The 21,776-nt window shown below is 64.1% G+C and carries 25 protein-coding genes; 18 read left to right on the top strand and 7 right to left on the bottom strand.

The genetic code is table 11. The features are described from left to right. From ACESL9_RS11450 to ACESL9_RS11435, 4 genes are all read left to right on the top strand, one after another. Positions 1-651, top strand: a 651-nt coding sequence (locus tag ACESL9_RS11450) for a histidine phosphatase family protein (RefSeq protein WP_372611834.1), incomplete at its 5' end; no start/stop codon positions are given. A 12-nt stretch (positions 652-663) separates the two neighbouring features. After that, the gene (locus tag ACESL9_RS11445) at positions 664-1,725 is read left to right on the top strand and encodes a saccharopine dehydrogenase (RefSeq protein WP_372611832.1); all 1,062 of its coding nucleotides are present in this window, start codon (positions 664-666) and stop codon (positions 1,723-1,725) included. Continuing rightward, the gene (locus ACESL9_RS11440; protein WP_372611830.1) at positions 1,722-1,970 is read left to right on the top strand and encodes a SemiSWEET family sugar transporter; all 249 of its coding nucleotides are present in this window, start codon (positions 1,722-1,724) and stop codon (positions 1,968-1,970) included. Before ACESL9_RS11445 ends, ACESL9_RS11440 begins: the two co-directional genes overlap by 4 nt. Positions 1,971-1,985: 15 nt before the next feature. Beyond that, the gene (locus ACESL9_RS11435; protein ID WP_372611828.1) at positions 1,986-3,113 is read left to right on the top strand and encodes a saccharopine dehydrogenase C-terminal domain-containing protein; all 1,128 of its coding nucleotides are present in this window, start codon (positions 1,986-1,988) and stop codon (positions 3,111-3,113) included. A gap of 66 nt (positions 3,114-3,179) precedes the next feature. On the opposite strand, the gene ACESL9_RS11430 is transcribed toward ACESL9_RS11435, so the two are convergent. From ACESL9_RS11430 to mutL, 3 genes are all read right to left on the bottom strand, one after another. Further along, the gene (locus ACESL9_RS11430) at positions 3,180-3,506 is read right to left on the bottom strand and encodes a DUF3775 domain-containing protein (RefSeq protein WP_372611826.1); all 327 of its coding nucleotides are present in this window, start codon (positions 3,504-3,506) and stop codon (positions 3,180-3,182) included. A gap of 285 nt (positions 3,507-3,791) precedes the next feature. Beyond that, on the bottom strand, positions 3,792-4,958 hold the full coding sequence (locus ACESL9_RS11425) for a DNA recombination protein RmuC (protein ID WP_372611824.1): 1,167 nt from the start codon (positions 4,956-4,958) through the stop codon (positions 3,792-3,794). After that, positions 4,955-6,781 (bottom strand): DNA mismatch repair endonuclease MutL, encoded by a 1,827-nt coding sequence (gene mutL / locus ACESL9_RS11420; protein WP_372674839.1) that lies wholly within the window; start codon positions 6,779-6,781, stop codon positions 4,955-4,957. Before mutL ends, ACESL9_RS11425 begins: the two co-directional genes overlap by 4 nt. A 167-nt stretch (positions 6,782-6,948) precedes the next feature. On the opposite strand from mutL, the gene ACESL9_RS11415 reads away from it, so the two are divergent. Next, complete coding sequence (locus ACESL9_RS11415) at positions 6,949-7,332, top strand: rhodanese-like domain-containing protein (RefSeq protein WP_372611820.1); 384 nt, start codon at positions 6,949-6,951, stop codon at positions 7,330-7,332. Between the two features lie 67 nt (positions 7,333-7,399). On the opposite strand, the gene ACESL9_RS11410 is transcribed toward ACESL9_RS11415, so the two are convergent. Together ACESL9_RS11410 and ACESL9_RS11405 are read right to left on the bottom strand one after the other, a co-directional pair. After that, positions 7,400-8,740: an ammonium transporter gene (locus ACESL9_RS11410; protein WP_372611818.1), complete on the bottom strand. Its 1,341-nt coding sequence runs from the start codon at positions 8,738-8,740 to the stop codon at positions 7,400-7,402. 24 nt (positions 8,741-8,764) lie between these two features. Further along, positions 8,765-9,103 (bottom strand): P-II family nitrogen regulator, encoded by a 339-nt coding sequence (locus ACESL9_RS11405; RefSeq protein WP_372611816.1) that lies wholly within the window; start codon positions 9,101-9,103, stop codon positions 8,765-8,767. 259 nt (positions 9,104-9,362) lie between these two features. On the opposite strand from ACESL9_RS11405, the gene ACESL9_RS11400 reads away from it, so the two are divergent. Next, complete coding sequence (locus ACESL9_RS11400; RefSeq protein ID WP_372674838.1) at positions 9,363-11,507, top strand: transglycosylase domain-containing protein; 2,145 nt, start codon at positions 9,363-9,365, stop codon at positions 11,505-11,507. A 7-nt stretch (positions 11,508-11,514) separates the two neighbouring features. On the opposite strand, the gene ACESL9_RS11395 is transcribed toward ACESL9_RS11400, so the two are convergent. Together ACESL9_RS11395 and ACESL9_RS11390 are read right to left on the bottom strand one after the other, a co-directional pair. Continuing rightward, positions 11,515-12,129: a phospholipid-binding protein MlaC gene (locus ACESL9_RS11395; RefSeq protein WP_372611812.1), complete on the bottom strand. Its 615-nt coding sequence runs from the start codon at positions 12,127-12,129 to the stop codon at positions 11,515-11,517. After that, entirely contained in the window at positions 12,110-12,934 is an 825-nt protein-coding gene (locus ACESL9_RS11390; protein WP_372611810.1) for a VacJ family lipoprotein, read from the bottom strand. The genes ACESL9_RS11395 and ACESL9_RS11390 overlap by 20 nt, the downstream gene beginning before the upstream one ends. 291 nt (positions 12,935-13,225) lie before the next feature. Between ACESL9_RS11390 and ACESL9_RS11385 the strand changes: the two genes are divergently transcribed. From ACESL9_RS11385 to phnE (ACESL9_RS11330), 12 genes are all read left to right on the top strand, one after another. After that, the gene (locus tag ACESL9_RS11385) at positions 13,226-13,690 is read left to right on the top strand and encodes a RidA family protein (RefSeq protein WP_372611808.1); all 465 of its coding nucleotides are present in this window, start codon (positions 13,226-13,228) and stop codon (positions 13,688-13,690) included. Between the two features lie 2 nt (positions 13,691-13,692). Beyond that, positions 13,693-14,463, top strand: a complete 771-nt coding sequence (locus tag ACESL9_RS11380) for a glycerophosphodiester phosphodiesterase family protein (RefSeq protein WP_372611806.1) — start codon at positions 13,693-13,695, stop codon at positions 14,461-14,463. Positions 14,464-14,495: 32 nt separating this feature from the next. Next, on the top strand, positions 14,496-15,689 hold the full coding sequence (locus ACESL9_RS11375; protein ID WP_372674837.1) for a GNAT family N-acetyltransferase: 1,194 nt from the start codon (positions 14,496-14,498) through the stop codon (positions 15,687-15,689). Beyond that, a complete protein-coding gene (locus ACESL9_RS11370) occupies positions 15,686-15,976 on the top strand; it encodes a 4a-hydroxytetrahydrobiopterin dehydratase (protein WP_372611802.1) in 291 nt (96 codons plus the stop codon). The genes ACESL9_RS11375 and ACESL9_RS11370 overlap by 4 nt, the downstream gene beginning before the upstream one ends. A 228-nt stretch (positions 15,977-16,204) precedes the next feature. Beyond that, the gene (locus ACESL9_RS11365; RefSeq protein ID WP_372674836.1) at positions 16,205-16,369 is read left to right on the top strand and encodes a hypothetical protein; all 165 of its coding nucleotides are present in this window, start codon (positions 16,205-16,207) and stop codon (positions 16,367-16,369) included. Positions 16,370-16,389: 20 nt separating this feature from the next. After that, positions 16,390-16,533: a hemin uptake protein HemP gene (hemP, locus tag ACESL9_RS11360; RefSeq protein WP_372611836.1), complete on the top strand. Its 144-nt coding sequence runs from the start codon at positions 16,390-16,392 to the stop codon at positions 16,531-16,533. 185 nt (positions 16,534-16,718) lie between these two features. Beyond that, positions 16,719-16,985 (top strand): bacterioferritin-associated ferredoxin, encoded by a 267-nt coding sequence (locus ACESL9_RS11355; RefSeq protein ID WP_372611798.1) that lies wholly within the window; start codon positions 16,719-16,721, stop codon positions 16,983-16,985. Next, a complete protein-coding gene (gene bfr / locus ACESL9_RS11350) occupies positions 16,960-17,445 on the top strand; it encodes a bacterioferritin (RefSeq protein WP_372611796.1) in 486 nt (161 codons plus the stop codon). Before ACESL9_RS11355 ends, bfr begins: the two co-directional genes overlap by 26 nt. Before the next feature lie 195 nt (positions 17,446-17,640). Further along, a complete protein-coding gene (phnC, locus tag ACESL9_RS11345; RefSeq protein WP_372611794.1) occupies positions 17,641-18,465 on the top strand; it encodes a phosphonate ABC transporter ATP-binding protein in 825 nt (274 codons plus the stop codon). Between the two features lie 67 nt (positions 18,466-18,532). Then, positions 18,533-19,435: a phosphonate ABC transporter substrate-binding protein gene (gene phnD, locus ACESL9_RS11340; RefSeq protein ID WP_372611792.1), complete on the top strand. Its 903-nt coding sequence runs from the start codon at positions 18,533-18,535 to the stop codon at positions 19,433-19,435. 84 nt (positions 19,436-19,519) lie between these two features. Beyond that, positions 19,520-20,395, top strand: a complete 876-nt coding sequence (phnE, locus tag ACESL9_RS11335) for a phosphonate ABC transporter, permease protein PhnE (RefSeq protein ID WP_372611790.1) — start codon at positions 19,520-19,522, stop codon at positions 20,393-20,395. Between the two features lie 4 nt (positions 20,396-20,399). Further along, on the top strand, positions 20,400-21,749 hold the full coding sequence (gene phnE, locus ACESL9_RS11330) for a phosphonate ABC transporter, permease protein PhnE (RefSeq protein ID WP_372611788.1): 1,350 nt from the start codon (positions 20,400-20,402) through the stop codon (positions 21,747-21,749). The last annotated feature ends 27 nt before the right edge of the window (positions 21,750-21,776 follow it).

Genomic DNA, 21,776 nt, shown 5'->3' with positions numbered 1-21,776 from the left:
ATGGCCGAACTCATCCTTGTCCGACACGGGCAGGCCAATGCCGCCGCCACCGATGAAGAGAGCTATGACCGGCTCTCGGATCTGGGTCATCAGCAGGCCCGCTGGCTGGGCGAGCACATGACCGCGACCAACCCGCATTTCGACCGGGTGATCACCGGCACGCTCAGCCGTCAGCGCGATACCGCGCTCTCGATGGGGCTCGAGATCACCGACACCGACCCGCGGCTCAACGAGCTCAGCTATTTCGCGCTGGCCCAGGCGCTCGAGGACCAGGCGGGCATCCCGGCGCCGCGCGATCCCACCGAGTTTGCCGTCCATCTGCCCGAGGTGATCGACCACTGGACCCGCGACGCGCTCGACGGCGTGCCGGAACGGTTCTGCGATTTCTCGGCCCGCGTGACCGGCATCGTCGACGAGATCTGCGAAGGGCATGGGCGCATCCTGATCGTGACCTCGGGCGGGGTGATCGGCATGGTCGTGCGCCATATCCTCGGGCTGGAGAATGGCGGCATGTCGCGGATCATGTTGCAGATCATGAATTCCTCGGTGCACCGGGTCGAGCATGTGCATGACACGCTCATGCTGGGCGGGTTCAACGCCACGCCGCATCTCGACCTTCCGGGGCGCGAACACGCCCGCACATTCGTCTGACGGAGACCTGCCATGACACATCTCTGGGTTCGCGCCGAGCAGCGCCCGAACGAGGACCGCGTCGGCCTCACCCCCGAGGGCGCGAAGGCGCTGATCGACGCAGGATTGCGCGTCACGGTCGAGGAGAGCACGACGCGTGCCATTCCCATCGACGGCTATCGCGCGGCGGGGGCCGAGATCGCGCCGGAAAATTCATGGCCCGAGGCGCCGCGCGACGCGATCATCTTCGGTTTGAAGGAGCTGCCCGATGACGGCACGCCGCTGCCGCATCGCCACATCATGTTCGGCCATGCCTTCAAGGGCCAGCATTCGGGCAAGGCGCTGCTCAGGCGATTCAAGGCCGGGGGTGGAACGCTTTACGATCTTGAATACCTCGTCGACGAGAACGGCCGCCGCGTCGCCGCCTTCGGCTACTGGGCGGGGTTCGCGGGGGCGGCGGTCACGCTCATGGCATGGGCGGCGCAACAGGGGGGCGGTATCTGTGGCCCGGTGGGCGCCTATCCGGGCAAGGACGCGATGCTCGCCGATCTCGCCGCGCGGCTCGATGCGACGGATACGACCCGACCCTCGGCCCTTGTCATCGGGGCGCTGGGCCGGGTCGGCACCGGGGCGGCGGACCTGTGCGAGGCGGTGGGTGTCACCGTCACCAAGTGGGACATGGCGGAGACCGCAAGCGGCGGCCCCTTCCCCGCGATCCTCGACCACGACATCTTCTTCAACTGCATCCTTGCACTCCCCGGCACGCCGGTCTTCGTGCCGCAATCGGCGCTGACCGCGCCGCGCCGCCTGAGCGTGATCGGCGATGTGGCCTGCGATCCGGACAGCGATTACAACCCGGTGCCGGTCTATGACCGGGCCACCACGTGGGATGCGCCGGCTATCCGCGCCCATGACGCTCCGCCGCTCGACGTGATGGCGATCGACAACCTGCCCTCGATGCTGCCGGTCGAGTCGTCGCAGGATTACGCTGCCCAGCTCTTGCCAACGCTGCTCACCCTCTCCAATCTTTCCCAAGGCGTCTGGGCCCGCGCCCGCGACACCTTCGAAACCCACGCAAAGGCGCTCTCGGAATGACCCTTGTCATCGGCTATCTCGCGGCCTTCCTCGGCACGGTCTGCTGGATTCCGCAGGCCTGGAAGGCCTGGGCCTCGCGCGATACCGCGGCGCTTTCGCTTCCCTCGAACCTGATGTTCCTCGCCACGGTCTCGCTCTGGCTGCTCTATGGTATCCTCGTGGCCGACTGGCCGCTGATCGTGGCGAATATCTGTGCCGTCACCGCGGTTCTCGCCATCGTGACGGCCAAGCTGAAATTCAAATGAACAGGAGATGACGACATGACAATCCACTGGTGCGGCACCGGCTTTTCCTCGATCCCCGGCCTGCGTCGGCTGATCGCGGCGGGCCATCCTGTCACCGTCTGGAACCGGACGCGCGAGAAAGCACAGGAAGCGGTGGGCGACATCGCCGACGACATCCGCGTCTTTGACATGGAGGCGCTGGGTGCCGCGACCGAAAAGGGCGATATCGTGGTGTCGATGCTGCCCGGCGACTGGCATGTGCCGCTGGCCGAGATGTGCCTTGGCAAAGGTGCGCATTTCGTCTCGTCCTCCTATATCGCGCCCGAGATGCGCGCACTGGACGAACCCGCCCGCGAGGCCGGGCTCGCCTTTGTCAACGAGGTCGGGCTCGATCCGGGCATCGACCACCTGATGGCGCATAAGCTGGTGGCGGATTACCGCGCCTCGGACGCCTATGCGCCGGACAACGTGATCAGCTTCACCTCCTATTGCGGCGGCGTGCCGAAAGTGGCCAACCCGATGCGCTACAAGTTCTCATGGGCGCCGGTGGGGGTGTTGAAAGCGCTGCGCTCACCCTCGCGTTCGATCCGCGATTTCAAGGAATTCAACGTCGAGAAACCCTGGGACGCGCTGTCGCGCTATGACGCGCCGCTGCCCACACCCGAAAGCTTCGAAGTCTATCCCAACCGCGATTCGCTGCCCTTCATGGCGGATTACGGCTTTGCCCCCGAATGGCCGGTGCGCGAGTTCGTGCGCGGCACGCTGCGACTCGATGGCTGGGCCGAGGCCTGGGCCGATATCTTCGCCGAGATGAAGACCGCCTCGGATGCCAGACTCCAGGAAATCGCCGACGAGCTCCTGCGCGACAACGCCTATGACGAGGGCGAGGCCGACCGCGTGATCCTCTGCGTCGACCTCAAGGCCGAGAAGGACGGCAAAGCCGTCTGGCACAAGACCTACGTGATGGACGCCTGGGGCGACGAGCATGGCACGGCAATGGCGCGGCTGGTGTCGATCCCGGTGTCGCTGGCGGTCGAGGCAGTGATGAAACGCGAGATCCCCGCCGGCGTCAGCCCCGCGCCCGCCGATCCCGAACTGGTCACCCGATGGCTGGGCGAGGTCGAGAAACTGGCCCAGCATCTGCAGATCGTCGAGCAGGCGTGACAGGAAGAAGACGCCCGGGTCACCCGGGCGTTTCGCAACATCCGCCAGAGACTCTGGACCGCGCGTTCAACCGCCGCGAATGAGATCGTCCTCGTCATCCGCCGCCGACAGGCCCAGCGCATCGAGCCCGTTCTCCAGGTGATCCGACAGGTGCGGCGTCCCCAGAAGATAATCCGCCGTCGGCACCGTCGCCTCGGCCATGGCGGTGGCCTTCGCTTCTTCCAGCTCGTCGGCCGAGAAACTGTCGCGCCCGATCCACATCACCGCGACAAGGCTGGCCTGTTCCTCCTCGGTCAACCGGTCGATGAAACCGCGCAACTCGCCTTCGGCGCGGTCCAGTTCCCGCGACATCAGGATCACCTGTGCGATCTTGTAAACAGAGATATCGAGCATGGATCATCCTTCCGTTCGCGGTTTTCGTCATTGTCGGTCAAAGATCACCACCACGCAATCCCCCGTCCTTGATCTGGCGCAAATCGTCCGGGCGGCGCGTGCCTGCCCGGTGCTGCGATCGAGTATTTTCACCAAGAAAGAACACCAGGCACGGTCCCCTGACTCTTTCTTGGGAAAAATACTCAGGTCCACCTTTCTGCGCACGGTACGGACGAGCGGGGGCACGAGCCCGCCTGCGCGCGGGGGCGGGTGGGCGGGACGCGCGCAGGCGGGCGGCGGCGAGGGTCAGGACGACGTTTCCCGGCCGGCGAGGGGCACCGCGTCGGACGGGTCCGGGGCCAGCTCCTCGAAATCGAAATTGTCGAGCCGCTGGGCGCGCCGCCCGGCCTTGTCGGCGGAAATCCTGATTTCCGATATGTCCCTGGCTGCTTGCCCGAAATGCCGGTCGAGATTCTCGACCCGGTTCGACAGCCGGTCCACATCCTGGAACAGGAGGCTCAGTTCGCGGCGGATCGCGCCGGCCTGTTCGCGCATCCGGGCGTCTTTCAGGATCGCGCGCATGGTGTTGAGCGTCGCCATGCAGGTGGTGGGCGACACGATCCATACCCGCGCGGCAAAGCCCTCGCGTACCAGTTCGGGGAAATTGGCGTGCAACTCGGCATAGACCGCCTCGGAGGGCAGGAACATCAACGCGCCGTCCGCCGTCTCGCCCTCGAGGATATACCGCTCCGAGATCGCCTTGATATGCGCACGCACCGCAGCGCGCATCATCCGGGCTGCCTCGGTCAGTTCGCCTTGCGTCTGGGCGTTGCGCAGGGCTTCGTAGGCTTCGAGCGGGAATTTCGAATCCACCACGATCGGCCCCGGCGGGTTGGGCAAGTGGATGAGCACATCCGCCCGCCGCCCGTTCGACAGCGCCGCCTGCACGCTGTAGCTGTCGCGCGGCAGCGCCTTGGAGACGATATCGTTGAGCTGGATCTCGCCGAAGGCCCCGCGTGTCTGCTTGTTCGACAGGATGTCCTGAAGGCTCAGCACATCTCCCGACAGCTTGGTGATGTTCTCCTGTGCCTTGTCGATCGCGACCAGGCGCTCGTGCAACTCACCCAATGATCTGGCTGTGCGCTGGGCGCTGCCCTGCAGGTTTTCCTGCATCTTGCCCGACACGTCGGTCAGGCGCCTTTCCATCAGTTCGAGCATGCTTTTCTGCGAGGCCGCCTGCGCCTCGCTTACATGCATGAGGCCGCCCGAGAGCTGCTGTTGCCCGTCCGAGAGAGATTGCACCCTTTGCCCCATCGCCGCCATCTGGTGCACCAGCGGCTCCGTCGCCCGCGCCGTGCGTGCCGCCGCGCGCAGGGCCAGGACCAGCAGGACGAGCATGATCAGAAGCACCACGCCACCCGCGAGTGCAGCCAGTTCCATTTCGCTCAGGCTATGGCCGTTGATCTCGATCATGTGCGCCCGAAAAGCCGTTCGATATCGGACAATTTCAGCTCCACATAGGTCGGGCGGCCGTGGTTGCATTGGCCGGAATGCGGGGTCGCCTCCATCTCGCGCAACAGCGCGTTCATCTCTTCGGCGCGCATCCGGCGCCCCGAGCGGATCGAACCGTGACAGGCCACGCGGCTCAGGATCGCCTCGATCCGCGCCTGAAGGTTCAGGCTTTCGCCGATGTCGTCCAACTCGTCGAGGATGTCGCGCAGCATCGCGCCCGCGTTGACCTCGCCCAGGATCGCGGGGGTTTCGCGCACCGCCAGCGCGCCGCCACCGAAGGGTTCGATGGTCAGGCCGAGCCTTTGCAGATCTTCGGCGACGTTCATCAGGCGGGCGCAATCGCCCTCGCTCAACTCGACGATCTCGGGGATCAGGAGCGCCTGTGCCGCGACGCCGTTCTCGGCCATCTGGCGCTTGAGTTTCTCATAGACGAGCCGTTCATGCGCGGCGTGCTGATCGACGATGACCATGCCGGTTTCGGTCTGGGCGATGATGTAATTCTCGTGCAGTTGCGCGCGCGCAGCACCCAGCGGCAGGCCCTGGTCCGTCACGGCGGTCTCGGGTTCGATCCGCGCGCTGGGGGATTCGGCGAAGCCGGGGCTGTCCATCTGCGGGGCCTGCATTTTGTAAGCCGTTGAAATCGACTGTCCGGAGGGGCGATCCATCTGGTAGACTCGCGCGGGGGCCGGGGTCTCGGGGCGCATGGCGCCCAGCGTCGCATCGGCCAAGGTCGAGGAGGCGCGGTGCCCGGCTTCGGCCAGCGCGTGGCGCAGCGCCGAAACGATCAGCCCGCGCGCCACGCCCGGCTCGCGGAACCGCACCTCGGATTTCGCCGGATGCACGTTCACGTCCACCAGGTGCGGATCGCAGTCGATGAAAAGCGCCGCCGCCGGGTGGCGGTCGCGGCTGAGAAAATCGGAATAGGCGGCGCGCAGGGCGCCGTAGAGCATCCTGTCTCGTATCGGGCGGGCATTGACGAAAAGGTATTGTGCCACGCTCGACCCGCGCGAATAGGTCGGCAGGGCGGCATAGCCGGCCAGCCGCAATCCCTCGCGCTCGGCGTTGATGCGCAGGGCATTTTCCGCGAAGTCCCGGCCCAGAACCTGTGCCAGACGGCCGTGCAGCGCATCGAAGAGATCACCGCTCTGCGCGTCGGCGCGAAAGGTCACGCGCCCCTCGCCCCCGCCCGAGACATCGCGCAGGGTAAAGCCCACGTAGGGCTCGGCCATGGCGAGGCGCTTGACCACGTCTCCGATCGCCTGTGCCTCGGCCCTGTCGGAGCGCATGAACTTGAGCCGCGCCGGGGTGGCATGGAAGATGTCGCGCAACTCGACAATGGTGCCGGGGTTGAGCGCGGCGGGCCTCACCGTGCCCATGCGCCCGCCCGTCACCTCGACCTCGACTCCCTCGCCGCCTGCGACGCGGGTCGTGATGCCGAGCCGCCCGACCGCGCCCAGGCTGGGCAGCGCCTCGCCGCGAAAGCCGAACGTGTGGATGTCGAGCAGGTCCGACCCGTCGATCTTGGACGTGGCATGACGGCTGAGCGCGAGCGGCAGGTCCGCCGCACTCATCCCGCAGCCGTCATCGCCGACCCGAATGAGGGTCTTGCCCCCATCGGCGTGATCCACGGTGATCCGCTTGGCCCCGGCGTCGAGCGCGTTCTCGATCAGCTCCTTGACCGCGCTGGCGGGACGCTCGACCACCTCGCCGGCGGCGATGCGGTTGATCGCGGCGTCGTCAAGCTGCCGGATGACAGGACGGATATTGGGGGCGTGCGTGTTCATCCCACAATACCTAGCATTGCCTGCGCGATTCTGCCACCGGATTAGCGCGTCGCAGCACCTGGTCCCGGGCGCGTGGACATCATCCAGGGATGCAAAGACGCGCCCGATCGGCTAGATGCAGGCCAGCGCCCGCCCGGCGCATGACACCAACCACAGGAGACACCGCAATGAAAACCGAAACCGTCGATGATGCCGTGCTGGAAACCTGGACCGTGGACGAAGTGGCCGACGCCTTCGACCGCGATGAAATCGTGCTGATCGACGTGCGCACGGCGCAGGAATACATGTTCGAACATATCGAGGGCACGCTCTTGATGCCGATGTCGTTCTTCCGCGCCGACAAGCTGCCGGGGCAGAGCGAAAAGCGCATCGTGTTCCATTGCGGCTCGGGCGTGCGGTCGGAACGGGTGGCACGCGCCGCGATCGCTATCGGGATGGATCGGATCGCGCATATGGGCGGCGGCATGGCCGCGTGGAAAGAGGCGAACAAGCCCCATATCAGCACCAACATGGCCACCGGCGCGCCGCAGCGCGTCGGCGACAATGGCTGAGACGTGACGAAAAGGCCCGGGCGCGTCGCGCGCGCCCGGGCCGGTCGTCAACATTCTGGACGGAAGTTCAGCCCTTGCCGAAATCTGGATAGGCTTCCATCCCCAACTCGCCCATGTCGAGGCCGTTGATCTCGGTCTCCTCGTCGACCCGCAGGCCCATCGTGGCCTTGATGATGAACCAGACCACCAGCGAGGCGACGATGGTAAAGGCCCCGACCAGCACGATGCCGTAGATCTGGGCGCCGAACGAGGCGTCCGAATTGGTCAGCGGAACCGCGAGCGTGCCCCAGATACCGGCGATGAGGTGCACCGGGATAGCGCCGACCACGTCGTCGATCTTGAGCTTGTCGAGGAAGGGCACCGCGAAGACCACGATCACGCCACCGACCATGCCGATCAGCAGTGCCGCACCAAGGCTGGGTGCCAGCGGTTCGGCGGTGATCGACACCAGACCGGCCAGCGCACCGTTGAGCACCATGGTCAGGTCGGGCTTCTTGTAGAGAAGCTGCGTCAGGATCAGCGCAGCCACGGCCCCGCCGGCGGCGGCGGCATTGGTGTTGGCGAAGATGCGGCTCACATTGGCGGCACTGTCCACGCCACCCAGCGCAAGCTCCGATCCGCCGTTGAAGCCGAACCAGCCCAGCCACAGGATGAACGTGCCCAGCGTGGCCAGCGCGAGGTTCGAGCCCGGCATCGGCACGGTGCGGCCTTCCTTGGTGTATTTGCCAAGGCGCGGCCCGAGGATGATCGCCCCGGTCAGCGCAGCCCAGCCACCCACGGAGTGCACGATGGTCGAGCCCGCGAAATCGCTGAAGCCCGCGGCATCAAGAACGCCCGCGCCCCAGCTCCAGCTGGCCTGGATCGGATAGATCAGCGCGGTCAGCACGATCACGAACACAAGGAACGGCCAGAGCTTGATCCGTTCCGCCACGGTGCCCGACACGATCGAGGCGGTGGTGGCCACGAACATGAGCTGGAAGAAGTAATCCGACCCGGTCGAGGCATAGTCATAGGCGTCGGCATCGGGTGCGGTCACGCCCACGGGTTCGAGAATGGCAACGCCCAGTGCACCCAGCCAGCCATCGACCATCCACCCGTCGCCGGGATACATCAGCACGTAACCGATGACGTAATAGGTGATCGCCGCGAACGAGAACAGCGAGATGTTCTTGGTCAACTGCATGGTCACGTTCTTGGAACGCACCAGGCCGGCTTCGAGCATGGCGAAACCCGCCGCCATCCAGAATACGAGGATGCCGCCAATCAAAAACAGCAGCGTGTTGAAGACAAAGACAGAATCGGTTGGCACCGCAGTCGCGACCGCTTCACCCGCATCCTGCGCGAAGGACGGCATCGCCAGCATGGCCATGACCGCCGCAAGGCTGATTTTGGTTTTCAGGTAGTTCATCCGTTTTCCCCTTTGGCGCGACGCTCAGATCGCGTCTTCGTTGGTTTCGCCCGTACGCACGCGGACGGCCTGTCCCACGTCCAGCACGAAAATCTTGCCATCCCCGATCTTGCCGGTGCGCGCGGTCTTGGTGATGGTTTCCACCACCTCGTCGGCCATGGCCGCGCTTACGACGACTTCGAGCTTGATCTTGGGCACGAAATTCACGGCGTATTCCGCACCGCGATAGATCTCGGTATGGCCCGACTGCGCGCCGAACCCCTTGATCTCGGTGACCATCATGCCGCGCACCCCGATTCCGGTGAGCGCCTCGCGCACCTCCTCGAGCTTGAATGGCTTGATCGTTGCAATGATCAGTTTCACCTCGGTTCCCCTTGTCCTTGAGCCGGACGTCCGGCCTGTTTGCAACTGCAGCAAACCGCGGAACATCGGGGAAAAGGAAGAAAGCCGGGGGGTTTCCCTCCCCTGATTCTCAATGTACTGATTAAAAAATGCACACCACACGATTTTTGAGCATTTTTTATGCAACTGAAAAAGCCGTCCATGCGCAGCTTGGTCTCTACTTTTGCCGGGCGAGTGTTTATTGTGGGCGCAACAAACAGGCACCGGGCAGGGCAACGGAATGAGTGATTCAGGGCGAAAAAAGCCGCCGCTGGTGGCCGACAGGCGGTATCCGTCCAAGACCGCCAAAGCCAGGACACGGGCAAAGCCGAAACCGAAGAAACGCAAGACCCGCGCCCGCCGCCGCAACCCGCTGACCAGGCTCGTTCTCTGGTTCCTGAGGTGGGTCTGGCGGCTGGTCTGGGGGTTCGGCTGGCGCGTGGCAACCGTGAGCGCGATCATCGTTGCGCTGGCCGTCGGCTATGTCGCGCTGACCCTCCCGCCGATCGATCAGTTTTACGACGGGCGCGCGCGCGGGTCGGTCACGCTTCTGGATGCCTCCGGCGATGTCTTTGCGTGGCGCGGCGACCAGTTCGGCGGCGTGATCACCGAAGACACGGTGAGCCGGCATCTCAAGAACGCGATCATCGCCACCGAAGACCGCCGCTTTTACCACCATTTCGGGCTATCGCCCCGCGGCATCGCCTCGGCGGTGCGGATCAACCTGAGCGAAGGTCGCGGGCCGCTATCGGGGCACGGCGGCTCGACCATCACCCAGCAGACGGCAAAACTCATCTGTCTTGGCGTTCCTTATGACCCGGAGAAATGGATAAGCGAGGCCGCCTATGAGGCCGACTGCCGCCAGGGATCGATCTGGCGAAAGGTCAAGGAAGCCATCTACGCCATGGCGCTGGAGGCGAAATACACCAAAGACGACATCCTGACCGTTTATATGAACCGCGCCTTCCTGGGGGGCGGGGCACGCGGCTTCGAGGCCGCCGCGCAACGCTATTTCGGCAAATCCGCCGCGCAGGTGAACCCACAGGAGGCCGCGATTCTGGCCGGGCTTCTGGTGGCACCCACGCGCTTTGCACCCACCAACAACCTCGAGCGTTCGCAGGCGCGGGCGCAGACCGTGCTCAAGCTGATGCACGAGCAGGGCTATCTCACCGATGAAGAACATGCCGAGGCGGTGGCAAACCCCGCGCGGCTCTCCGAGGCGGCACAGAAGCGCGCAGGCGGATACTTCACCGACTGGGTGATGCGAACCGGCCCCGAGGTCTTCACCCGCGGCACGACCGAGGACGTGATCATCAATACCACGCTCGACCAGCGCATCCAGACAGCCGCGGAAGAGGCGATGCGCGAGATTTTCGAAGCCAAGGTGCGCGAAGACTCCGAGGCGCAGGCCGCCATCGTGGTGATGTCTGCCGACGGCGCGGTCCGCGCGATGGTCGGCGGGCGCAAGACCCGCGTTTCGGGCGAGTTCAACCGCGCAACGATGGCCAGGCGCCAGACCGGTTCGGCGTTCAAGCCGTTCGTTTATGCCGCGGCACTCGATCTTGGCCGGTCGCCGCTGGATATGATCGAGGATACGGAATATTGCGTCACGATCCCCGGCTCCGGCGAATGGTGCCCCCAGAATTTCGACCGGGAGTTCCGTGGGCCGGTCACCCTGGTTGATGCGCTCAAGACGTCACTGAATGTTCCCGCGGTCCGACTGGCGCAGGAATCGGGGCTCGACATCGTGCGCAAGGTGGCCGTTGAATTCGGCATCGAATCGGACCTCGCCGATGGCCCGGCCCTCGCACTGGGGGCATCCGACGCGACGCTTCTGGAGATGACGGGCGCCTATGCGGGCATCCTGAACGGGGGCAGTTCGGTCACTCCCTATGGCATGAACGAGTTGAGGCTTCTGGGCGAGCAGGAACCGATCTTTTCGACCGGCACGGGGATCGGCGAGCGCGTGATCCTCGAGGAATCGGCACGGCAGCTGATCTGGATGATGAACAAGGTCATCACCGAGGGCACGGGCGGGCGTGCCGCCCTGCCCGACCGCGAAGCTGCGGGCAAGACCGGCACGTCACAATCAACCCGCGACGCGTGGTTCATGGGCTTCACCGCCGATTACGTGGCCGGGGTCTGGATGGGGTATGACGACAACACGCCGCTGACCGGCGTGACGGGTTCAGGGCTGCCGGCCGAGATCTGGCACGAAACCATGGTACGGGTACATGAAGACCTGCCGGCACGTCCCCTGCCGATGAAGGAGCCGACACCTCCGACGCAAACAGACGAGCCGGATGGGCGCCGCGAAGACCGGGGCCGCACCGGAGGAGACATCAACAGCGTGCTGCGTGGCCTTTTCGGCGCGGACAACCGCTGAGTGCCGGTCAGCTGATGTTTCGAAGATCCTGGATCAGCGCGTCTAAGTCGCCCCGCCGCCGATCGAGCATGGCGCCGATCTCGTCACGCTCGGTCAAGAGCATGTTCACACCTTCGATGAAGATGTTGAAGAACTTGGGCTCTCCTGACCGGTCGCTGACCAGGAACGCGACTTCGAACGGCGACTCTCCGCGCAGATGCGCGATCGTCTTGACCTCGTGGAAATTCTTGACCTCGCGGGCCTTCTGAACCTCGATCCGGCCACCGATGAATTCGCGAAAACGCCGACCGTACTTGCGGCTGACATAGACCTGGAACGCGCGGGTGAAGGCGTCGAGCTGGGCCTTGCTCGCCCGGCGGGAATCGACGCCCAGCGCATAGCGCGCGATCGTCGGCACATCGGCATAGCGCACGAAGATCTTCTCGAACTCCGCGATCTTGGCCGACTCCGAGGTCGGCGCATCGATCACCTTGTTGATATCCGCGACGATCAGATCGACCAGCCGCTTGGCCGCATCCGCGGTCATGGCCCAGACCCCGGAGGGGAGCGCGGCCAGCGCGGCACCGGAGAAAAGGCCACCAAGAAGATTGCGCCGGCTCATGTCATTCCGAGTATGGATCATCGTAAATCTCGTCATATGGATCATCATATTCATCAAGGTAGGCATCATCATCGTCAGAACCAAGTTCGAAGCGGCGATTCTGAAGATACATCGAACGCGATTGTGAATAGCTGTCCACGCTTTCGTAGAGAACCGAGTCCACCGTATCCGAGTAACGTCCGCGATCACCCAGTTTCGACGCCGCGTTCGCCACCGTGCCATAGTATTTCTCGGGCTTGGGCAAGGTATAGGACAGCGGGTTGGTGAACAGGTCCACGACACGACCCACCGCATCACGTTCGGTCGACGGGCCGAGAATCGGCAATTCGACATAGGCGCCTTCCGGCACGCCCCAGACATTCAGCGTGGCACCGAAATCGGTCTCGACCTCGGTGATGCCAAAATCGCCCGCCGGATCGCCAAGGCCCCCGATGCCGAACACCGTGTTGAAGGCAAAGCGGTACGTGTTCTGCAGCGCCCCGCCCAGGTCGCCCTGAAGCAGGTTGTTCACGACCGTGCCCGGCAAGCTGAGATTGGAACCGAAATTTGAAAGGGTTTCGACAACCGGGGCGGGCACAGTCGAGGCATATCCCTTGCCTGCCGGGCGGATGAGGCCCCGGTCAAGCGCGCGGTTCAGCTCGTGGTTGTTGCGGTTGGTCTCTTCGTAGGGGTCATGAATGCCGCCCGGTGCGTCGTCAGGGCCGGGGACGCTGCAACCGGCCAGTCCAACGACAAGGCAAGCCGACAGGCCGAGGCGGGCAATCCCGACAGTCCGGGCCGCGGCCGCCGAAAAGCCGGTCTTGGGAAAGAACGCTGGTGTGTGCATGATGAACCTGACTGGTTTCAAAGAGATTGGTCGGCGGCAAATTCCCATCCCATCATCCAGCGTCCGTTTCAGGTATGGCAGAACGGGGATACGAGATGCGGTGATAGATCAAGATGGGCCGAATGACAACAAATCACCGTGGCCGGTGACAAGAGAAAGCGACGGCGACGGCGAATCGCTTCACCCGTTGGTGCATCGCTCGCCGCGTGCACATCGCGTTGGCAATTCGGGTTTCCCTTCGGCATTGGTTTGCACTAGCGTCGCCGCGAGATCAGCCAGAGGAGAGCCATGATGCCGTCGCAAATCGAAACCCGCCTTGCCGAGCTGGGCGTCACCCTGCCCGACGCCGCCGCCCCGGCGGCCAACTATGTGCCCTATGTGCAGGTCGGCGATCTTGTCTTCGTGTCCGGGCAGGTGGCCATGGACGAGAACGGGTTGATCAAGGGCAAGCTCGGCGCCGACATGGATGTCGAGGGCGGAGTGGCCGCGGCCAAACGCTGTGCCATCATGCTCCTGGCCCAGGCCCGGGCCGCCTGCGGCGGCGATCTCGACCGGCTTGCCCGCGTGGTCAAGCTGACCGGCTTCGTCAACTCGACCGACACGTTCGGAGATCAGCCCAAGGTGATCAACGGATGCTCGGATTTCCTTGTCGAGGCCCTGGGCGACGCGGGGCGCCATTCGCGCTCGGCTGTGTCGGCGGCCTCGCTTCCCTTCGGCGTCGCGGTCGAGATCGAAGCCATTTTCCAGATCATGTGACGATGACGAAACTCGACCCATCGTTCACCCGTGCCCCGATCGCGCACCGGGCCCTGCACGACATAACCGACGGGCGGCCCGAGAATTCGCGCGCCGCGATCCGGGCGGCACTCGCCGCGGGTTACGGGATCGAAATCGACCTTCAGCTTTCGCTCGACGGTCAGGCGATGGTGTTCCACGATTACGATCTTGGCCGCCTGACCGGTCAGTCCGGCTCGATCCGCCAGCGCAGCGCGACCGAGCTCGGACGCCTGCCCCTGCTGCATGGCGACGGCGAGGGCGTGCCGACCCTCACCGATGTTCTGGCCCTTGTTCAGGGACGCGCGCCGCTGCTGATCGAGGTCAAGGACCAGGACGGAATCATGGGGCCGAATGTCGGCACGCTCGAATATGCCGCGGCGCAGGCGCTTGGCAGCTACGAGGGGCCGGTGGCGGTTATGTCGTTCAACCCCCACGCGGTCGAGGTCATGGCCCGGCTCATGCCCGCTCTGCCGCGCGGGTTGACCACGAGCGCCTTTGCCCCGCATAACTGGCCGCTGTTGCCGACGGCGACCTGCGATCACCTGGGGCGGATTCCAGACTATGACAGGCTCGGGGCGAGCTTCGTGTCGCATGAACGGCATGACCTGCACAATCCGCGCCTGGCCGAGTTGCGCGCCAAGGGGGGGGCGATCCTGTGCTGGACCGTCACCTCGCCCGAAGCCGAGGCCGAGGCCCGCGAAGTTGCCGACAATATCACCTTCGAGGGATATCGCGCGGCACTGCCGTCTTGATCCGACGCCCGGACGCGCCAATATCGGGATGGATGGACACCGAAACCGCGATCGAGATCCGGACCATGACATCGCTTTCCGAGATTGCGGAAAGCGATTGGGATGCCTGTGCCTGCCCCGAGGCCATCCAAGGCGGGCGCCCGGCCGATCCCTTCACCACGCATCGGTTTCTGTCGGCGCTCGAAGACAGCGGCTCGGTCGGGCCGGGAACGGGATGGGAGCCGCATTACCTGACCGCCCATGTCGGCGATGACATCATCGCCTGCGCCCCGCTTTATGCCAAGTCGCATTCACAGGGCGAATACATCTTCGATCACAACTGGGCCCATGCCTATGAGCGGGCGGGCGGGCGCTATTACCCCAAGCTCCAGGTTGCCGTGCCCTTCACTCCGGCCACCGGGCGCCGTTTCCTGACGCGGCCGGGTTTCGACGGTATCGGGCGGCAGGCGCTGGTTCAGGGGGCGATGCAACTGGCCGACCGCAACGGGCTCAGCTCGGTGCATGCCACCTTCTGCACCGCGGACGAGGCCGAGGAGGGCGAGACCCTGGGCATGCTGCACCGGACCACGCAGCAATTCCACTGGCAGAACCGCGACTATACCGATTTCAACGCCTTCCTCGCTTCGCTGAGTTCGCGCAAGCGCAAGACCATCCGCAAGGAGCGCGCGACGGGGCAAGGATTCGGCGGCGAGATCCGGATGCTGACCGGCGACGAGATCCGCCCCGAACATTGGGATGCCGTCTGGCGCTTCTACCAGGATACCGGCGCGCGCAAATGGGGCACGCCCTATCTCACGCGCGCGTTCTTCGACATCGCACATGAACGGCTGCGCGATGATGTGCTCTTGGTGCTGGCGTTTCGCGACGGCGAACCCGTGGCCGGGGCGCTCAATCTCATCGGGCGCGATTCCCTGTTTGGCCGCTATTGGGGCTGCACCGAACATCATCCCTGCCTGCATTTCGAAATCTGCTATTATCAGGCCATCGACTTCGCCATCGCCCACGGGCTTTCGACGGTCGAGGCCGGGGCGCAGGGCGAACACAAACTGGCGCGCGGCTACATGCCCACAACCTGCCACGCGCTGACCTGGGTGGGCGACCCTGGGTTTCGCGATGCGATCGCGCGCTATCTCGACGCGGAACGCGCGGCGGTCGCCGAAGAGGTCGAAATTCTCACCGAATACGGCCCGTTCCGCAAAACCATCCAAGAGGAGGATCACGATTGAACGAACTACTGTCAGACACGGCCCGCGAAAGCCTGCTCAAACCGCTTTTCGACACCGGATGGACCATGGTCGAGGGGCGCGATGCCATCACCAAGGATTTCAAGTTCGACGATTTCCCCGAGGCGTTCGGCTGGATGACCCGGGTGGCGATCTTTGCCGAGAAATGGGGGCACCACCCGGAATGGAGCAATGTCTATAACAATGTGACGGTGACGCTCACCACGCATGACGCGGGCGGGCTTTCGGCGCTCGACGCCAAGCTTGCGCGCAAGATGGACAGCCTCTGACCGCGTCAGCGCGCGATTTCTCCGCGGAAAAGGTCACCCGCCCGGGTGATCCTGGCCGCGCCCGGCGATTCGGGTGCGCGGCTTTCGCTGTGTTGCGGGTCTGCCAAACCCCTTGAAACGTGCCGTTTGACATTTCTGACTGTTTTTGTCATTTATAGAAATGCCCAGCCACCCCGGCGCATTTCGGGGAAGCCCGCGACCAGTCAGAACCGGAGCCGAGAAATGCACATGAACCAGATGGCGGGCCAATCACATCCCGCGCATGACGCCAACCAACGCACAGGACGGAACGACCTTTGGGAACTTGTCTCGGGCATGTGCGGGCTGCGCCTGCCCGATTGCGAATGGCTCGTTGACCGCTTGCTCCCCGAGAATCCGGAGGACACGCCATGATGCATCGCAACACGGCCGACATGCAGTCCTCTGCCAGCGACTCGACCCCCCTTTACAAGGCCGAAGACCTGATGCTCGGCGGGCAGGTCGCGCATATCGTGCTCGGTGAACAGCACTACATCCTGCGCATCACCCGGGCAGGGAAGCTGATTCTCACGAAATAGGTACGAGGCCCATGACTCGCCGTCATCTGGCAGGGTTCGACCAGGCGTCGCGTCAACATGGCGCATGTGGTCGTATCATTTCCGACAGAATCTGTTGGCTTTTCTCTGAATCGGCGGCTAGATTGCCCATATGATCGCCAAGCAGGGGATTCCACGCCCCGACCACCACCGCGAGGCCCTTCACCATGATCGTCTGCCATTGCATGAACATCACCGACAAGGACATCCGCTCGGCAATCGAGTGGATGCGGCGCGCCGATCCTGATACCATCGTGACACCGGGCAAAGTGTATCACGCACTTGGAAAGCGCGCGGATTGCGGTGGATGCCTGCCGCATTTCATGGCCACGATGGAGACCAGTGACAGCTTTCAGGTGCCAGCCACTCTGCGCAACATGAGACAGAGAAAGCCAAGGAGAACCGCTCATGAAAGGCGACAAGAAAGTTATTGAATACCTCAACACCGCGCTCCGCTCGGAGTTGACAGCCGTTAGCCAGTACTGGCTGCATTACCGCCTTCAGGAGGATTGGGGCTTTGGCCGGCTTGGCGCGAAATCGCGCGAGGAAAGCATCGAAGAGATGCACCACGCCGACAAGCTCATCGAGCGGATCATCTTTCTCGAAGGCCACCCCAACCTGCAAAAGCTCGATTCGCTCAGGATCGGGGAAAACATCAAGGAAACCCTCGAGGCCGATCTCGCCGCCGAACACGACGCGCGCAACCTTTACATCGAGGCGCGCAAGCATTGCGACGAGGTGGGTGACCATGTCTCGAAGAACCTGTTCGAAGAGCTGATCGCGGACGAGGAAGGGCATATCGACTATCTCGAGACCCAGCTCGACCTGTTCGAGACCCTCGGGGAGCAGAAATACGCGCTCCTGCAGGCCCAGGCGGCAAACGAGGCCGAGTAACAGGACCGCAGAGCCCCGCATTGCATCAACGGCCCGGGCCCCGCCGCCCGGGCCGTTTTCGTTTCAAACGAGCCTTGTGCGCAGAACCGGCACCCGGGGCCAGGCGGTCCGTACCTTTACACAACTTTCGTATTACCGTCACACCGGTTTGACAATTCTGGTGTCTGCATCCCCCCACATGAAACGGGGGTCCGTATGCTTGCCTTTGACAACCTGACAAAGCGCTTTGGCGCAAACATCGCCGTGGACAATGTCTGTGTCTCGATCGACAGGCCGATGATGGTCGGGATCATCGGCGCCTCGGGCGCGGGGAAATCCACCCTCCTGCGCATCATCAACCGCCTGACCGACGCCACCAGCGGCAAGCTGGAATTCGAAGGCCGCGACGTGCTGGGTCTCAAGGGCACCGCCAAGCGCGCATGGCAGTCGCAATGCGCCATGATCTTTCAGCAGTTCAACCTCGTGCCACGCATGGACGTGGTTTCGAACGTGCTGCATGGCACGCTCAACCGGCGCTCGTCGCTGGCCACGATGTTCAATCTCTATCCGACGGCCGACATCCACAAGGCCATCGCGATCCTCGACCGGCTTGGCATCGCCGAACATGCGCCCAAGAGGGCCGAGGCGCTTTCGGGTGGTCAACAACAGCGCGTGGCCATCGCCCGCGCGTTGATGCAGGACCCCAAGATGATCCTCGCCGACGAGCCGATCGCTTCGCTCGACCCGATGAACGCACAGATCGTGATGGACGCGCTGCGCCGCATCCACGACGAGGACGGCCGCACCGTCATCGCCAACCTGCACACGCTCGACACCGCGCGGCGCTATTGCGACCGGGTGATCGGGATGCGGCTGGGTCGGATCGTGTTCGACGGCACGCCCGAACAGCTCACCACCGGCGTGGCGCGCGACATCTACGGGGCGGATGCCGATTTTTCCGAGTCCGCGACCAGCACCAGCCTCGACGCCATCGAACGTCCCGCTGCCCGCGCCCTTCATGAGGCCAAGGCCGTCGTCTGACTTTCACCCCCCCCGCCGCAGACCTGCGCCGGGACCACCACCAGAGAGAGAGAGAAAGAGAGAGAAGATGAAACAGATCCTCGCGGCCGCCCTGGCCACCACTGCACTCGTCACGCCCGCGCTGGCACAGGACAGCATCGACGAATTCCGCCTTGGCATCCTCGGCGGCGAGAACGCCCAGGACCGCATGACCAGCAACGAATGCTTTCGCGCCAAGGCCGAGGAGCTGCTGGGCGTTCCGGTCAAGCTTTTCACCCCGGCCGATTATGACGGCGTGATCCAGGGCCTCCTGGGTGGCAGCATCGACATGGCCTGGCTGGGCGCCTCGGGCTATGCAAAGGCCTGGCTGACCGATCCCGACGCGATCGAGCCGATCATGGTCAAGACCAACGATGACGGCTCCTACGGCTACCATTCGATCGGTTTCGCCCGCAAGGACAGCGGCATCACCTCGCTCGAGGACATGCAGGGCAAGGTCTTTGCCTTCGGTGATCCCAACTCCACGTCGGGCTACCTGATCCCCTCGATCGAGATCCCCGAGGAAGTCGGCGCGACCATGGAATCGGGCGACTATTTCGGCGAAGTCAAGTTCGTCGGTGGCCATGAACAGACCATCGTCGCCGTGGCCAATGGCGACGTGGACGGCGGCGTGACCTGGGCCGACGGCATGGGCGACTGGGAAGACGGCTACAACTCCGGCGCGCTGCGCAAGGCGTCGGATGCGGGCCTCGTTGACATGAACGAGCTTGTCGAGATCTGGAAATCCAAGCCGATCCCCGAAGGCCCGATCGTGCTGCGCAAGGAGTTGCCCGAGCGGGTGAAGGTCGACATCGCCACGCTCACCGCGTCGCTGCCCTACATGGACCCCGACTGCGCCTATAACTTCATGGCTGGCGATGCCCTGGGCTTCCAGCCGATCGACCACGACGCCTATATCTCGATCATCGAAGCACGCAAATCCAAGATGTAAGACCGCGCACCGCGCACCCGGCCGGCCCCGAAAAGACGGGGCCGGTCATTCCTTTTCCAATCCCCCGCTCAAGGAGAAGCCGCAATGGCGGATACCACGATAGGCCAGTCCGTGGGCGCAGAGCGCACCACCGAGATTCAAGACGCCTATATGGCCATGACGCGCACCAAGCGCATGTATGGTGGCATCATGCTGGTGATCTTCATCGCGTTGATGGCGTCGGGCTTCATGCTCGCCGACAGCCGCAACGCAGGTGGCTTCTGGGACGGGATCCTCAACATTTTCGTTTTCCCCGGCGAGGTGATCAAGGAGGCGAGCGAGAAGTTCACGCTCCTGCCCGCGCTGATGGTCAAGTTTTTCCCCTCGCTGATCGAGACGATCAACATCGCCGCGGCCTCGACGCTGGTGGGCGGGTTGCTCGCGATCGTCCTGTCGCTCTTGTCCACGCGCGGCATGGCACTGTTTCCCCGGCTGATCGGCCTCTTTCGCCGGATGATGGATGTCATGCGAGCGGTCCCCGAGATCGTCGTTGCGCTGGTGCTGATCTTCATTCTCGGCGGCGGGCCGGTGCCGGCGATGATCGCCATCGCGCTGCACACCACCGGCGCGCTGGGCAAGCTCTTCTCGGAAATCAACGAGAACGCCAGCCTCAAACCGCTCGAAGGCCTGGAGAGCACCGGTGCCACCTGGGTCCAGCGGATGATGCTGGGCATCGTGCCGCAGGTCGCGCCCAACTGGCTGAGCTATGCGCTCTTGCGGTTCGAGATCAACATCCGCGCCTCGGCCATCCTCGGGTTCGTCGGCTCGGGCGGGATCGGCTATGACCTCAAGAACGCCTTCAGCTGGGGCGGGGGCCGCTATGACCAGGTGGCGGCGATCTTCATCCTGCTGTTCCTGACCATCGTCTTCTTCGATCAGGTATCGAGCCACTACCGCAACAAACTCGTCGGAAAGGTGTAAGGCCATGACCGCAACCGCAGAAACGATGCCCGTCACCGACCTGAAACAGACCGCCACTGCGCTTATTGCCCGCAAGCGGCTGATCGCCTTTGCCGCCCCAACGGTCATCCTGGCCTATTTCGTCTATCTCTTCTTCGCGTTCGACATTCCCGGGCTGGTGGATCGCGCGCGCATGGACAATGCCGCGATCCTCGTGGCCGACAGCTACAGCTACAAGACGCATGTCACGCACAACAACCGAAGCGGCGGGCTGAGCATCGCCATCGAGGGCGAGAACAAGGGAACATATCCCGAAGGCATGACCCCCGATTTCGTCACGCCAACCGGCGCCGATTCTCTGGACGTTGCGCTCAAGGCCGGGGAAAGCGCGCAAATCGACGGTTCGACCCTGCGCTATACTCGCCCCGATTACGGCACCGTGACCGTGACGGTCGATGGGCGCGACATCATCCTCGACACGCCCGACGGGACGGTGCCCGACTGGATCAGCGCCAGCAATGCCCGCGTCAACATCACCGGTGCTGGCGGTCGCGCCGTCGTCACCCGCGCGCGCACCGAGGTCTACCGCTATTCCTTGGGCTGGGAGCTCTTCTGGTTCACCCTCGACAGCCCGTTCTACGGCAAGAGCCTTGGCGAACTGGCGGGGCTTGCCCTGTCGGGCGACCGGGTGGTCGCCGAAAAGAGCAATATTGCCGCCATCGTGAACGATGTCTGGACCAACAAGATGTGGCGGCACAAGGATGTGATCTGGGCGATCTTCGAAACCATCCTCATGGCCTTTCTCGGCACGATGGGCGCCGCGCTCGTCGCCCTGCCGCTGGCCTTCCTCGCCGCGCGCAATTTTACCCGCCTGATGAGCATCCGCTTCGGGGTGCGCCGACTCTTCGATTTCGTGCGCGGGGTCGATGGGCTCATCTGGACCATCATCCTCAGCCGAGCCTTCGGCCCCGGCCCCCTGACCGGCGCGCTGGCGATCCTGATCACCGACACCGGCAGCTTCGGCAAGATGTTCTCCGAGGCGCTCGAGAATGTCGACAACAAGCAGATCGAGGGCGTCGCCTCGACGGGGGCCAAGCGGATGCAACGCTATCGCTTCGGCGTGATTCCGCAGGTGACGCCGGTGTTTCTCAGCCAGATCCTCTATTACCTCGAATCCAACACCCGCAGCGCCACGGTGATCGGCGCGATCACCGGCGGCGGGATCGGGCTCTTGCTGACACAGGCGATCATCACCCAGAAGGACTGGGAAGAGGTGAGCTATTACATCGTGCTGGTGATCCTGATGGTGATCGCGATGGACTGGTTCTCGGGCTGGCTGCGCGGGCGCCTGATCGGCCGGAACGAGGCGCATTGATGGCGCGCCTGAGCCCCGACACGCCGT

The organism is Aquicoccus sp. (assembly GCF_041686535.1).
GTDB lineage: Bacteria > Pseudomonadota > Alphaproteobacteria > Rhodobacterales > Rhodobacteraceae > Aquicoccus.
The sequence above is the reverse complement of the archived record's forward strand: the minus strand, read 5'-3'. Positions and strand labels throughout refer to the sequence as shown.

What these genes read in the sequence shown, in the direction of transcription:
- phnE (WP_372611790.1), top strand. Translation starts at nt 19,520, where the DNA reads ATGGCGGATACCACGATAGGCCAGTCCGTGGGCGCAGAGCGCACCACC.
- ACESL9_RS11415 (WP_372611820.1), top strand. Translation starts at nt 6,949, where the DNA reads ATGAAAACCGAAACCGTCGATGATGCCGTGCTGGAAACCTGGACCGTG.
- ACESL9_RS11375 (WP_372674837.1), top strand. Translation starts at nt 14,496, where the DNA reads ATGGACACCGAAACCGCGATCGAGATCCGGACCATGACATCGCTTTCC.
- mutL (WP_372674839.1), bottom strand. Translation starts at nt 6,781, where the DNA reads ATGAACACGCACGCCCCCAATATCCGTCCTGTCATCCGGCAGCTTGAC.
- phnD (WP_372611792.1), top strand. Translation starts at nt 18,533, where the DNA reads ATGAAACAGATCCTCGCGGCCGCCCTGGCCACCACTGCACTCGTCACG.
- ACESL9_RS11355 (WP_372611798.1), top strand. Translation starts at nt 16,719, where the DNA reads ATGATCGTCTGCCATTGCATGAACATCACCGACAAGGACATCCGCTCG.
- ACESL9_RS11445 (WP_372611832.1), top strand. Translation starts at nt 664, where the DNA reads ATGACACATCTCTGGGTTCGCGCCGAGCAGCGCCCGAACGAGGACCGC.
- ACESL9_RS11380 (WP_372611806.1), top strand. Translation starts at nt 13,693, where the DNA reads ATGACGAAACTCGACCCATCGTTCACCCGTGCCCCGATCGCGCACCGG.
- ACESL9_RS11435 (WP_372611828.1), top strand. Translation starts at nt 1,986, where the DNA reads ATGACAATCCACTGGTGCGGCACCGGCTTTTCCTCGATCCCCGGCCTG.
- bfr (WP_372611796.1), top strand. Translation starts at nt 16,960, where the DNA reads ATGAAAGGCGACAAGAAAGTTATTGAATACCTCAACACCGCGCTCCGC.
- phnE (WP_372611788.1), top strand. Translation starts at nt 20,400, where the DNA reads ATGACCGCAACCGCAGAAACGATGCCCGTCACCGACCTGAAACAGACC.
- ACESL9_RS11390 (WP_372611810.1), bottom strand. Translation starts at nt 12,934, where the DNA reads ATGCACACACCAGCGTTCTTTCCCAAGACCGGCTTTTCGGCGGCCGCG.
- ACESL9_RS11385 (WP_372611808.1), top strand. Translation starts at nt 13,226, where the DNA reads ATGCCGTCGCAAATCGAAACCCGCCTTGCCGAGCTGGGCGTCACCCTG.
- ACESL9_RS11425 (WP_372611824.1), bottom strand. Translation starts at nt 4,958, where the DNA reads ATGATCGAGATCAACGGCCATAGCCTGAGCGAAATGGAACTGGCTGCA.
- ACESL9_RS11410 (WP_372611818.1), bottom strand. Translation starts at nt 8,740, where the DNA reads ATGAACTACCTGAAAACCAAAATCAGCCTTGCGGCGGTCATGGCCATG.
- hemP (WP_372611836.1), top strand. Translation starts at nt 16,390, where the DNA reads ATGCAGTCCTCTGCCAGCGACTCGACCCCCCTTTACAAGGCCGAAGAC.
- ACESL9_RS11395 (WP_372611812.1), bottom strand. Translation starts at nt 12,129, where the DNA reads ATGATCCATACTCGGAATGACATGAGCCGGCGCAATCTTCTTGGTGGC.
- phnC (WP_372611794.1), top strand. Translation starts at nt 17,641, where the DNA reads ATGCTTGCCTTTGACAACCTGACAAAGCGCTTTGGCGCAAACATCGCC.
- ACESL9_RS11440 (WP_372611830.1), top strand. Translation starts at nt 1,722, where the DNA reads ATGACCCTTGTCATCGGCTATCTCGCGGCCTTCCTCGGCACGGTCTGC.
- ACESL9_RS11430 (WP_372611826.1), bottom strand. Translation starts at nt 3,506, where the DNA reads ATGCTCGATATCTCTGTTTACAAGATCGCACAGGTGATCCTGATGTCG.
- ACESL9_RS11365 (WP_372674836.1), top strand. Translation starts at nt 16,205, where the DNA reads ATGAACCAGATGGCGGGCCAATCACATCCCGCGCATGACGCCAACCAA.
- ACESL9_RS11400 (WP_372674838.1), top strand. Translation starts at nt 9,363, where the DNA reads ATGAGTGATTCAGGGCGAAAAAAGCCGCCGCTGGTGGCCGACAGGCGG.